The organism is Shuttleworthella sp. MSX8B (genome assembly GCF_000524295.1).
Taxonomy (GTDB): Bacteria; Bacillota; Clostridia; order Lachnospirales; family Lachnospiraceae; genus Shuttleworthia; species Shuttleworthia satelles.
On sequence record NZ_JAQT01000038.1, the window covers coordinates 18,051 to 31,002 of the forward strand.

Below are 12,952 nucleotides of genomic sequence, written 5' to 3' on the forward strand. Positions count from 1 at the left end.
GTAACCTGGCGATATTCCATTGTAAAATATGAGGAAATACGCACCGCGCGAGAGCTCGGTGATCATGCGTTGGTCATGAATTAAGAAAAAACCCCCGCGAAGCCTGATTGATGATCAGGCTTCGCGGGGGTTTCAATTTGGTTTTATTGACAGGACTTGCGGGAAGCCAATCCTATTTCATCAGGGGGCGGATGGCGGAGGCAAGAAGATCCTTCTTGGCCTGAGCCTCAGCCAGATCTTTGCCCCTGGTGGTAAAGTAGTTCTTGATCTTGGGCTCGGTGCCGGAAGGACGAATGACAAGGCTGGAACCATCCTCCAACTCATAGATTAAGACATTGGATTTAGGGAGACCCGTCTCCTCGCTCTTCTCATAGTCGTGGACAGCTGTCACGGCAATTCCGGCGAAGTCCCTGGGGGGAGCGGACCGGAAAGAATCCATAATCCGCGCCATGGTGTCCATGCCGGACAGGCCGGGGAATTCATAGGAATCCACCTGGTTCAAGTAGCGGCCGTAGCTGCGGTAGATCTCTTCCAGACGCTCCTTGATGGAGGAGCCGATGCTCCGGTAGTAGGCAGCCATCTCACAGATGAGCATGGAGGCGATGACGGCGTCCTTGTCGCGGACATAAGGGCCGGCCAGGTAGCCATAGCTCTCCTCGAAGCCAAAGATGAAGCGATCAACCTCTCCCTTGGCTTCAAGACCTGCGATCTGATCGCCGATCCACTTGAAGCCGGTTAAGACGCTGCGCATCTCGACCCCGTAGTGGCTGGCGATAGCGTCCGCCAGAGGGGTGGAGACGATGGACTTGACGGCGACGGGATCCTTTGGCATGGTGCCCTTCTCGATTCGGCCGGCACAGATGTAGTCGAGGAGCAGGGCGCCCATCTCGTTGCCGCTGACCAGCTCATAGGATCCGTCGGGACAGCGCATGGCGATTCCCACGCGGTCGGCGTCGGGGTCCGTGGCTAACATGAGATCAGCCCCTTCCTTCTCCGCCAGATCAAGACCATAGGACAGGGCCTGACGGATCTCGGGATTGGGATAGGGGGCAGTGGTAAAGTAACCGTTGGGATACTGCTGCTCGGGAACAAGCGTGATGTCCTCAATGCCGATGTCAGACAGAACCTGTGTGACAGGAACCAGGCCGGTCCCGTTGAGGGGGGAGTAGACCAGCTTGAGACTGGCCGACTTGCAGAGACCCGGGCGAACCTGTCGCTCTTCAATCGCCTGATAGAAGGCCTTTTTGCAGTCATCGCCGATGAATTGAATCTTGCCGGACGCGACGCCGGCTGCGAAGGAATCGCAGGAAACTCCGGTCAGGATATCTGTTTTCTGGATTTCCTCATATACAATAGCGGCGGCGTCATCGGTCATCTGGCAGCCGTCAGGACCGTAGGCCTTGTAGCCGTTGTATTTAGCGGGATTGTGGGAGGCCGTGATCATGATGCCGGCATTGCAGCCATAGTATCGGGTCGCAAAGGACAGGGCCGGAACCGGCATGAGGGAGTCGTAAATGAAGACATTAATTCCGTTGGCCGCAAGAACAGCGGCTGCCCGTCTGGCGAAGACATCGGACTTGATGCGGCTGTCATAGGAGATGGCCACGGACTGGTTCCCGCCCTGGGTCTTCACCCAGTTGGCCAGGCCCTGGGTGGCCTGTCCAACCAGCTTGATGTTCATGCGGTTCGTACCTGCGCCGATAACCCCGCGCAGGCCGGCTGTGCCGAATTTCAAGGATACGGCGAAGCGGTCTTTGATTTCCTCGTCCTTGCCCTGAATGGACAGGAGCTCTCGCCTGAGATCAAGATCCTCCAGGTCTGCGGTCAACCAGCGCTGATATTCTTCCTGATACATATAAGCCTTCTTTCTTCGATGTAAGCGGAGCGTGGATCCTGTCGGTCGACATAAATCGGGCGAAAAAGCACAGATGTAAGCCGCCCTCAAAGACACACCGAAACTAAGGTCAGTAACTAAGGTCAGTATAGGAAAGAAAAGGGGCAAAGTAAAGGGAGGGCGCCTGATTCTCATGCGCTTCTGCAGGTATTTTTAAGTTGACCGGATGAAGCATGTCCGCTATTCTTGTGAGAGTGTACGCGTAAGAGAAAGAAATGTCCGCAACAGAGAAACAGTTCGTTGGAGAAGAAATTGCGGGTGCGGTCAAGTGAGGAGTACGATTTATGTGGCATGTGATCAACCAGAATCTGAAAACCATTGACAATTTGATCTGGGGACTGCCCCTGATGCTGCTGATCCTGTCCGGCGGCCTCTGGCTGACGATTCGACTGGGGCTCCTGCAGGTTCGCCGCCTCCCCCTGGCTCTGAAGTGGATGGTCAGAAACGAGGAGGGGGGCAAGGGAGAGGTTTCTTCCTTCGCGGCCCTCTGCACGGCCCTGTCGGCCACCATCGGAACGGGAAATATTGTCGGTGTCGCGACCGCCATCGGCATGGGAGGCCCGGGAGCCCTTTTTTGGATGGAACTGGCGGCCTTTCTTGGAATGGCGACCAAATACGCGGAGGGGCTTTTAGCGATCAAATACCGCACGGTCGATGAAAACGGCCACGCCCTGGGCGGCCCCTTTTACTATATCCAGAACGGAATGGGCAGGGGCTGGACCTGGATGGCCAAGCTGTTTGCCTTCTTCGGCGTCTGTGTCGGCCTATTCGGGATCGGGACCTTCTCCCAGGTCAATGGAATCGCCACTGCCATCCACAATTTCTTTGATCCCAATAATGCGAATGTCATCCACATTTCTTTCCTGGGCCTGGGCGATTATTCGGTAGCAGTTGTCATCGCCTCTTTGCTTTTAGCCTTTTTCGTGGCTCTGGTTCTGATCGGGGGCCTGAAGCGGATTTCCGCTGTCGCGCAGATCATCGTCCCCTTTATGGCCTTAATCTATATTGCCTTCGCCCTTATGCTTTTAATCTGCAACATCAGAGAGGTTCCGACAGCAATCTGGGTTATCGTAGAGGGGGCCTTCAATCCCTCCGCCGTAACCGGAGGAGCCGTGGGTTCCATGCTGGTTGCCATGCAGATGGGAGTTGCCCGCGGAATCTTCTCCAATGAGGCCGGACTGGGCTCCGCCCCCATCGCCGCCGCCGCCGCGCAGACGCATGAGCCGGTGCGCCAGGGACTGGTGACCATGACCGGAACCTTTATTGATACCATTGTCGTCTGCACCATGACCGGACTTTCGATTGTCCTGACGGGGGCTTATAAGATTCCGGGCCTGGAGGGAGTCCAGGTGACGACCTATGCCTTTAATCAGGGGCTCCCCTTCGCGCCGGTCGTATCCTCCTTCGTTCTCATGCTCTGTCTGGTCTTCTTTGCCTTTACGACCATCCTCGGATGGGACTATTATTCGGAGCGCTGTCTGGAATACCTGTCCGGTAATTCCAGAAGGGTTATCCTGACCTATCGCTGGCTCTATATTCTGGCCGTCTTCATCGGCCCCTACATGACTGTGTCCGCAGTCTGGACCATCGCCGATATCTTCAACGGCCTGATGGCGCTTCCAAATATGATTGCTATTTTTGCTCTGAGCGGGGTGGTGGTAAAGGAGACCCGGGACTTCTTTGCCGCGGGAAAGCACAAAAAGCAGGAGCTTGCAGATTCCACGGACAAGTAATGGCGCGATTAACACAAGGGCAGAATTTTTGCGTAAGAGGACCTGCGCGGCGACAAATTCATGAGATTCCATTCTTTGTTATAATAGCTGCATGCGGGACTCAGATGAAAGCCGGAGTCTTCGCTTTTCCCTGATGGTTTGACAAAACATTGAAAGCTTTGCGCCGGGGGCGTGGGGTGACAGGACGATAAATATGGAAGAAGAGAACGTTATTTTAGAGGAGGAAGGTCCGGTCCGGGAGAGTATTTACGGAGAATACGAAGAGACCCTGCGCCTGGTGATGGAGGATGTTTTCCATCGAATTCGCAGCTCTCAGAGGGAGTATGAGAAGGTACACGGGGGCAAGATCGCCGAGCATCTGGACGGCCGCATCAAAGAGGATCAGAGCATGCGGGAAAAGCTGGCCATGCGGGGTCTGCCCATCAATGCCCATTCCGCCCTGCGGGAAGTGACAGACGCCATCGGAATCCGTGTCGTCTGTGGCTTCCGCGACGACATCTATGCCAATCTGGACTGCATCCGCTCCTGGGACCAGACGAAAATCATTCAGGAGAAGGACTATGTCCGCCATGCCAAGGGCAATGGCTACCGCAGCTATCATGTGATCCTGGATGTGGAGGAACCTTACATGGACGTGGACGGGGAATGCCCGGGTCACTTCTATGTGGAGATTCAGCTGAGAACCATCGCGATGGATTCCTGGGCCGCTCTGGAGCATGAGATCAGCTACAAGCAGGGAGTGTCCGGCAATGCTAGGCTGATCGAGACGGAGTTAAAGCGCTGCGCCGATGAGCTGGCCTCCTGTGATGTTACAATGCAGACCATTCGCGATCTGATCCGGCATGAAAACGCCAAGAACCGTGACTGAAGATTCGGAGAAGGTCTGGAGAATATACAGCCGGAGGTTCGTGGCCGGGCGATTAGCGCGCGGATCAGCGGACGGAAGGTCGGGACAAAGCAAGGAGGAAGGCCATGAAAGTGCTGGTTGCGGAAGATGAGCAGGAGATGCGCCGTGTCCTGGTGACGGCTCTGCGTATGAACAGCTATGAGGTGGTCGACGTCGCCGATGGTCAGGCGGCCCTTGAGGCTGCCTGCGAGGGAACTTACGACTGCCTGGTCTTCGATGTCATGATGCCCAAGATGACCGGAGTTGAGGCTTTAAGGCAGATCCGGGCGGGAGGAGATAAGACGCCGATTCTGCTTCTGACAGCCAAGGCAGAGGTAGAAGACCGGATCGACGGACTGGATGCCGGGGCCGATGATTATCTGACCAAGCCCTTTGCCCTGGGAGAACTCCTGGCCAGAATCCGCTCTCTCACCAGAAGAAATGAGGACTTCTCTCCCAAGAACCTGACCATTGCCGATGTGACTTTGGATGTGGAGCAGCAGGAAATACGGGCGCAGAATGCCATCCGACTAGCTCCCAAGGAGGCGAAGCTGCTGGAATATCTCCTGCAGAACGTGGGCAAGGACGTCTCAACAGAGCAGATCTTTGAGCGAATCTGGAAGGATGATCAGGAGGCGGATATCGGGCTGGTCTGGGTCTATATTTCCTATCTGCGTCAGAAATTCAACGCGATTACAGGCAAGGTCGCCATTGAGGGTGACGAGGGAGGATCCTACCGGATTCACGAGAGGGTATCTGCATGATCAAGAAGCTAAAGAGGCGCTTTATCGGATCGGCGACAGCGGCGGTCCTTTTGGTCATGACAGTGATTCTGCTTCTGATCAATGTGTCCAACTACTATAGAAATATTCATGAGGCCCATCTGGTTCTCAATTATCTGACCCAGTCCGGGGGAACCCTGCCCGATCTCGCTGAGAAGGGCGACCAGTCCGGGGGGACATCGGTGGAAGTAATCACTGCGGATGGCGACCAGGAGAGCGGAGGGTCCGTCATCCGGCGCGGCCTCAGTATTATTGCGGACAATATTCTCCTGGTGCTCCAGAGAGATCACCATATTCAGATGAGTCGTGACAGCCTGCTGCAGACCCGCTTTTTCACGGTCTGGACAGGATCCGACGGACAGATTACGCAGACCAACCGCAGCTATATCGCGGAAGTGTCTGAGGAAAACGCGCGCAAGTTCGCGGCTATGGTGCTGAAAAAGGAAAGCAGCAGAGGGAGTATTGTATCGGGACTTGCCACCTATGAGTATCAGATCAGCCGTTACGAAGACGGGTCCACCATGACGGTCTTTTTAGACGCCAGCAACTATCATGACTCGGTCCGGTCTGTTCTGATCCTCTCGATTATTGGAAGCGGGGTACTGGCCTTTTTGATCATCACCCTTTTAGTCGCCTTCTCAAGAAGAGCTGTCGACCCCATGATTCGCAATTATGAGGCGCAGAAGCAGTTCATCACCAACGCGGGACATGAGTTAAAGACCCCGATCGCGATTATCTCCGCCAACGCGGAATTGCTTGAGATGATGAAGGGCGAGAATGAGTGGACCCAGTCGATTCGCAAGCAGTCGGCCAGGCTCAGCGACCTGGTCGCGGACCTGATTACCCTGACCCGCATGGGAGAACAGGAGCGGATCAAGCTGCATGATATTGACCTGTCTACTGTGGTGACCGACGCGGCGGAGTCCTACCGGCCCGTTGTAGAACAGCAGCATAAGGCCCTGGTACTCAAGGTCAATCCCGCCGTTCACGTCCACGCGGAAGAGAAGCTGGCCAAGGAGCTGGTCAATATTCTGGTGGACAATGCCGCCAAATACTGCGACGACGAGGGGCGCATTGTCGTCTCCCTGCGCAGGAGAAACCGGGTGGGAGGAGCGCATCTGGTTGTCGAGAATACCTATGCCCAGGGGGCAAATGTGGACTATAATCGCTTTTTTGACCGCTTCTACCGGGAGGACAGCTCCCACTCCTCCGAGAAGGAGGGCTACGGGATCGGCCTGTCCATGGCCCAGGGGATCGTTGTGGATCAGTTCCGCGGATCCATCCGGGCGGACTATAAGGACGGAAATATCCGCTTTATTGTGCGGATCTAGGAAGCTGCATATGCGAAAGCTAGACCGCAGGATGAAATCAGTGTTCTGCGGGTTGTTCGATGTCAGGCTTTGCCAATGAACTTGCGGATCGGATCAGTTGGATGAAATCAGCATTCTGCAGGAGATGAGAGAAGAGGAAAAGGGAGAACAGAGGCCGCGCCTGCCTGTGGCGGAGAACAATCACAGCGCTGAGAAGAAATCCTCCAGATCCCGGCGACTGGCCCGAAGACTTCCCTGACACATGGCGGCGGATCCGCCTCCCCGGGCAGAGAATCGCTCCTTCAGCTGCTCATTGAGAATTCTGGCGTCGCCGTCGGCGATGGACAGAATGTAGGAGTAGCCGTCCGAATCGCTCCCATTGAAGGCGGCGCAGTAGCCGCTGTGTACGGCAGACATCTGGTTGACGGCCTGGCGCAGGCGAATGGGGTCGATCCCGTTCTCAAAGAGGCAGACATTGGCGGCGGAGGGATCAAGGCCCGCCAGGTCAGACGCAAGAAGGCGGGCAGAGGCCTCATGCAGGGCGTCTTTGAGAGCCAAGAGGTCTGCGAGCCTTTTGGAAAGGGCCATGGCGGCCTCCTCCTGGGGGGAGGAGAGCAGATGAGAGACCTCTTCCAGAACAGACTGTTTGCGGCGAAAGTCTGCCAGAGCCCGCATGCCGCAGGCGATTATAAGCCTGGTTCCTCCCTTGTAGCTCTGTATTTGCAACACCTTGAGAAGACCGACCTCGCCGGTTCTTCTGACATGGGGAGCGCAGCAGGCGCACACGTCACAATCGGGGATTGTGACAATGCGGACAGGTCCGCTCAGAGCCTTTTTGCTCCGGTAGTCTAATTGCGCTAACTCCTCTGCGGAGGGGTAAGAAGCGTCAATGACCCGGTTGTCGAAGATGATCCGGTTGGCCGCCGTCTCAAGGCGGTCGATCTCCTCACGGGTCAAAGGACCGCTGTAGTCCATACTGCAGGTCCGTTCACTCAAGTGAAATCCCACATTTTCATAACCGAAGGCGGAGTGAACCAGACCGGAGAAGATATGCTCTCCGCTGTGGTTCTGCATATTGTCGTAACGGCGCTCCCAATCAATGCTTCCCCGGACAGGGGGCCCGGGGGCCAGAGGCCCGTCACAGAAATGGTGGATGACGCCGGCTTTGATCTTTACATCGAGAACACGCACCTGGGAAGACGCGTCTGCCGGTAGATCGGGCGAAGACGGAAGGGGGATCAGCAGACCCAGATCCGGGGTCTGCCCGCCCTCTTCAGGAAAGAAGAGAGTTTGGTTGAGGATGATGTCGAACTGCCCCTTGTGAGATTTCTCCCCTCCGCAGCAGGAGAGGACCTGGGCTTCGAATGTTTTCCCGTAAGGATTTTGGTCGTATAGTTTTTGAGTCGCAGGGCTGGAGAGATTCATTTCTTTTCCTTTATACTGATATACTGAGTGCTTGAGACGACACTGATATATGAAAACGGCTGCGCCTGAGAACGGCGAGATGGAATAGATTCATGACGGATCGCCGGAGGGAACAAGGATATTCCGGACGAAAGAGGAATCTTTCGGAGGGAGCAGGATATTCCGGGCGGAAGAGAAATCTTTCGGAGGGAGCAGGATGTTTCGGGCGGAACGGAAATATTCCGGGGGAACAGGTATATTAAACATGTATATTTTAGAAGATTCCCGGATCTTTTGCCAGGGTCAGTCCTTTGCCCTTATTATGTATGATGAGAGCGGAAGAAGGATCCTTCCATTCCTCACAGGATCTGAAAAGGAGTTCATATGTACTACGGAAATATCAAGGATTGGGACATCGCCGACGGCCCGGGCGTGCGGGTCAGTCTCTTTGTCTCCGGTTGTCGCAATCGCTGTCCCGGTTGCTTTCAGCCGGACACCTGGGACTTCTGTTACGGCAAGCCCTACACGGAGAAAGAGGAAGCTTTTATTATAGACGCCATGGATCATGACTATATCCAGGGATTTACCTGTCTGGGGGGAGAGCCGTTCGAGCCGGAGAACCAGGGCGAGGTCACGAGGCTTCTGCGGAGGATCAAGGAGACCTATCCTGACAAGGATGTCTGGTGCTACACCGGTTATAGCATAGACCGTGACCTGCTCCCCAGGGAGGGATGCCGGCATACTCCTTTTACGGAGGAGATGCTCTCCTATATCGACGTCCTGGTGGACGGCCGATTTGTCATGGAACTGAAGGATATCAGCCTGCAGTTTCGGGGCAGCCGCAATCAGAGAGTGCTGCATCTGGCCAGAATGCGGGAGGAAGGGAAAATGGCAGCGGAGACCTTCGAGGCCATCTGGTGGCCGGTGAAGGACAGAAAATTCCAGGAAAAATAAAACAAAAGTCGGAGATGTGAAAATAAAAGACGGCAGGAATGACGGGAAAAGAAGGACAAGGAGATGAAAAGCTTAGCCTGCAAGCGTTAGGGAATTAAAGGCAAGGAGTCCAGGGTAAGAAATCCGGGGGAAAAACGAAATCTGATAAAAAAATAACAGGATGCATAAAAATAACTATAACACGAAAGAAAGATAGGTCAAGCGTTCGACAAACAAAAATCGTCATGTTCTTGAATTGATACAAATTGTATACAATAAGGTGCAACTAACAACAATATATAGATGATGAGTTAAAATTAACAACAACATATGGTAAAATCCTCCAATCATCCAATCAAAAACACCTCCTTTTTGTACTTAAGGTAGAACTTGCGCTCAATCTATTGCACTCAAGGGACCAGGTCCATATGATGAGGGCGTAAAGAAGAATGATCTTCGGAATCTTATGTGCGAGGAGGTACATAAAATGAGAGAGGCATTTAAGGAAGCGTGGAGCGGATTCAAGGGCATCAAGTGGACGGATGACGTCAATGTCCGTGAATTTATTCAGAACAACTATACCCCCTATGAGGGAGACGAGTCTTTCCTGGCGGCTCCAACCGAGGCTACAAATAAGCTCTGGGGCAGACTGCAGGAGCTGCAGAAGGAAGAGAGGGCTAAAAACGGCGTGCTTGAGTGCGAGACAGAGGTTGTCTCCAGCCTGACCGCTTATGGCCCCGGCTACATCGACGAGTCTCTGAAGGATCTCGAAAAGGTTGTCGGCCTGCAGACAGACAAGCCCCTGAAGAGGGCGTTCATGCCTTATGGCGGAATCAAGATGGCCGAGCAGGCAGCTGCCAATTACGGATACCAGATCAACGAGAAGTATCACAAGATCTTCAACGAGTATCACAAGACCCATAATCAGGCAGTATTTGACGCCTACACCCCCGAGATGAAGACAGCCCGTCACACCCATATTGTGACCGGACTTCCCGATACCTATGGCCGTGGCCGTATCGTCGGTGATTACAGAAGAGTTGCCCTCTACGGAATTGATTTCCTGATCGAGAAGAAGACCGAGGACTTCAACAACTGTGGAGACGGGACGATGACGGATGATGTCATCCGTCTTCGCGAGGAAATTGCGGAGCAGATCCGGGCCTTAAAGGGCATGAAGGAGATGGCCAAGGCCTATGGCTACGATATCTCCGGCCCTGCCAGGGACGCCAGAGAGGCCGTACAGTGGCTCTACTTCGGTTACCTGGCAGCCATCAAGACCCAGAATGGAGCCGCCATGTCCGTCGGAAGGATCTCCACCTTCCTGGATATCTATATCGACCGCGATCTTGCAGCCGGCAAGCTGACCGAGTCAGAGGCGCAGGAGCTGATTGACCACATCGTCATGAAGTTCCGTATGGTTAAGTTCGCCCGTATTCCCTCCTACAATGAGCTCTTCTCAGGGGACCCGGTATGGGCGACGCTGGAGGTTGCCGGCATCGGCATGGACGGACGCAGCATGGTCACCAAGAACGACTACCGTTTCCTCCACACCCTGGAGAACATGGGCCCCTCACCCGAGCCCAACCTGACGGTTCTCTACAGCTCCAAGCTGCCTGAGAACTTCAAGGAATACGCGGCAAAGGTTTCAATCAATACGTCTTCCGTTCAGTACGAGAATGATGATGTCATGAAGCCGGTATGGGGAGACGATTACTCCATCTGCTGCTGCGTATCGGCAACGCAGACCGGTAAGGAGATGCAGTTCTTCGGAGCCCGCGCCAACCTGGCCAAGTGCCTGCTCTACGCGATCAACGGCGGTATGGATGAGAAGTTCAAGGTACAGTGCGGACCTGAGCTCGCTCCCATTCGCTCCGAGTATCTGGATTATGATGAGGTGATGCACAAGTTTGACCTGATGATGGACTGGCTGTCCGGTCTCTATGTCAATATTCTGAATCTGATCCAGTATATGCATGACAAGTACTACTACGAGTCAGCTGAGATGGCCCTGATCGACACCAATGTTCGCCGGACCTTCGCGACCGGTATCGCGGGTTTCTCACATGTAGTCGACTCTCTGTCCGCCATTAAGTACGCCAAGGTCAAGACCATCAGGGATGAATCCGGACTGGTAACAGACTACGAGGTTGAGGGAGACTTCCCCAAGTACGGCAACGATGACGACCGGGCCGATGACATTGCGGTATGGCTCCTCAAGACCTTCATGAAGAAGATTGAGAAGCATCACACCTATCGCGACTCAGAGCCCACGACCTCAATCCTGACCATCACATCCAATGTGGTATACGGGAAGGCAACCGGAGCCCTGCCTGATGGCAGAGAGGCATTCAAGCCCTTCGCTCCCGGAGCAAACCCCTCCTATGGAGCTGAGCAGAGCGGTCTTCTGGCATCCTTGAACTCTGTCGCCAAGCTGCCCTATGAGTACGCTTTGGACGGTATTTCCAATACACAGACGATCAGCCCCGACGCGATCGGCCACGATCTTGGCGAGCGCAAGGGCAATCTGGTTCGCGTCATGGACGGCTACTTTGACAGGGGCGCTCATCATCTCAATGTCAATGTCTTCGGTACCGAGAAGCTGATCGACGCCATGGAGCATCCGGAGAAGGAGGAGTACGCTAACTTCACCATCCGCGTATCCGGCTATGCGGTTAAGTTCATCGATCTGACCCGCGAGCAGCAGCTGGATGTTATCGCAAGGACCTGCCACAAGAGAATGTAAAAGCTGCAATGCCAATGCAAGGATTGCAATGCTAATGTAAAAGCTGCAATGCCAGAGAACCCTATTGGCTGTGACAGACAGGGACTGTGAGACAGGGAGAGACCTTGCCGTATACCGCAGACGCATACCTTTTTGCCGATGCGCGACGCGGCATTGCCCCTCTGCTCCTCGCAGTCTCTGTTTTTCTTACTGAAGAAGACTTATCAGAGAAGTCTTAGGAATGACCCGGGCGCAGGACAGGAAAGAAGGTATCTTTGTACTCGAAAATATCAAAGACAGCGCTCGAAAAGGACAAAAGAAGTGCCTGAGAATGCCAGGAACAGCGCTCGAAGGGGTCAAAAGAAGAGCCCGGAAATATCAAAGAGCAAGACAGACCGGGGTGAGTGGGAAAAGAGGTGAACCATGGCAATCGGAAGAGTACACTCAGTCGAGTCCTTCGGATCCGTGGACGGACCCGGGATCCGCTACATTATTTTTCTGCAGGGCTGCAATATGCGCTGTCGTTACTGCCATAATGTGGATACCTGGGATATCGACGATGTGAAGAATTACAACGAGCAGGAGGCATCCGCGCTCTTAGATCAGGCGGAGCGCTATCGCAGCTATTGGGGCAAGGAAGGCGGGATCACCGTCTCCGGCGGGGATCCTCTTTTGCAGATCGATTTTCTGCTGGAGCTCTTTCGCCAGGCCAAAGAGCGGAAGATCAACACCTGCATAGACACCTCGTTGAATCCCTTCAGCAGGGAGGAGCCCTACTTCTCAAAGTTTCAGGAGCTGATGACTTACACGGACCTGCTTTTAGTGGATATCAAGCACATCGATCCGGAGAAGCACAGATGGCTGACCGGCAGGGATAACGCCAATATCCTGGACGGCATCCGCTATCTGGACTCCATCCACAAGCCCATCTGGATCCGCCAGGTTTTAGTTCCGGGAATTACCGATGTGGATCAGTATCTCTATCAGACCAGAGAATTCATCGCCTCCTTATCCAACGTGCAGAAGATAGAGGTTCTTCCCTATCACACGCTGGGTCTCTACAAGTGGGAGGAGCTTGGGATGAAGAACACTCTGGCCGATGTCGAACCGCCCAGCGCGGAACGGACCGAGCGGGCGCAGAAGATCCTGCGGGGAGAGCCGATCCGGTGAGCGGAATTCTATATAAATGCAGGGAGAACATCCCCTCGGCAGCCAAGTCGCAATCAGACGGCCTCCGGGGGGATTTTTTGGAATTTTTATAGGAACGCCGGGAAAATTTTTATGG

Annotated in this window: 9 protein-coding genes; 7 read left to right on the top strand and 2 right to left on the bottom strand. The window is 54.3% G+C overall.

Annotated elements, in window-relative coordinates; translation table 11 throughout:
- Window positions 1-172: 172 nt before the first annotated feature.
- A complete protein-coding gene (locus HMPREF1508_RS09370) occupies window positions 173-1,855 on the bottom strand; it encodes a phospho-sugar mutase (protein WP_044961434.1) in 1,683 nt (560 codons plus the stop codon).
- 323 nt (window positions 1,856-2,178) lie between these two features.
- On the opposite strand from HMPREF1508_RS09370, the gene HMPREF1508_RS09375 reads away from it, so the two are divergent.
- The 4 genes from HMPREF1508_RS09375 (at window position 2,179) to HMPREF1508_RS09390 (ending at window position 6,626) form a co-directional block, all read left to right on the top strand.
- Entirely contained in the window at window positions 2,179-3,627 is a 1,449-nt protein-coding gene (locus tag HMPREF1508_RS09375; protein WP_044961436.1) for an alanine/glycine:cation symporter family protein, read from the top strand.
- A 193-nt stretch (window positions 3,628-3,820) separates the two neighbouring features.
- Window positions 3,821-4,495 (top strand): GTP pyrophosphokinase, encoded by a 675-nt coding sequence (locus tag HMPREF1508_RS09380; protein ID WP_044961438.1) that lies wholly within the window; start codon window positions 3,821-3,823, stop codon window positions 4,493-4,495.
- Between the two features lie 104 nt (window positions 4,496-4,599).
- A complete protein-coding gene (locus HMPREF1508_RS09385; RefSeq protein WP_044961440.1) occupies window positions 4,600-5,277 on the top strand; it encodes a response regulator transcription factor in 678 nt (225 codons plus the stop codon).
- The gene (locus tag HMPREF1508_RS09390; protein WP_049906970.1) at window positions 5,274-6,626 is read left to right on the top strand and encodes a sensor histidine kinase; all 1,353 of its coding nucleotides are present in this window, start codon (window positions 5,274-5,276) and stop codon (window positions 6,624-6,626) included. The genes HMPREF1508_RS09385 and HMPREF1508_RS09390 overlap by 4 nt, the downstream gene beginning before the upstream one ends.
- A 180-nt stretch (window positions 6,627-6,806) precedes the next feature.
- Here HMPREF1508_RS09390 and HMPREF1508_RS09395 read toward each other — a convergent pair whose 3' ends face one another.
- On the bottom strand, window positions 6,807-8,030 hold the full coding sequence (locus HMPREF1508_RS09395) for an alanyl-tRNA editing protein (RefSeq protein WP_044961441.1): 1,224 nt from the start codon (window positions 8,028-8,030) through the stop codon (window positions 6,807-6,809).
- A gap of 363 nt (window positions 8,031-8,393) precedes the next feature.
- Here HMPREF1508_RS09395 and nrdG point away from each other — a divergent pair, with 363 nt between their 5' ends.
- The 3 genes from nrdG to pflA all read left to right on the top strand — a co-directional run bounded on the left by nrdG (window position 8,394) and on the right by pflA (window position 12,837).
- A complete protein-coding gene (gene nrdG / locus HMPREF1508_RS09400) occupies window positions 8,394-8,963 on the top strand; it encodes an anaerobic ribonucleoside-triphosphate reductase activating protein (protein WP_044961442.1) in 570 nt (189 codons plus the stop codon).
- Between the two features lie 466 nt (window positions 8,964-9,429).
- Window positions 9,430-11,688 (top strand): formate C-acetyltransferase, encoded by a 2,259-nt coding sequence (gene pflB, locus HMPREF1508_RS09405; protein ID WP_044961443.1) that lies wholly within the window; start codon window positions 9,430-9,432, stop codon window positions 11,686-11,688.
- A 402-nt stretch (window positions 11,689-12,090) separates the two neighbouring features.
- Entirely contained in the window at window positions 12,091-12,837 is a 747-nt protein-coding gene (gene pflA / locus HMPREF1508_RS09410; protein ID WP_006907212.1) for a pyruvate formate-lyase-activating protein, read from the top strand.
- Window positions 12,838-12,952 lie beyond the last annotated feature (115 nt).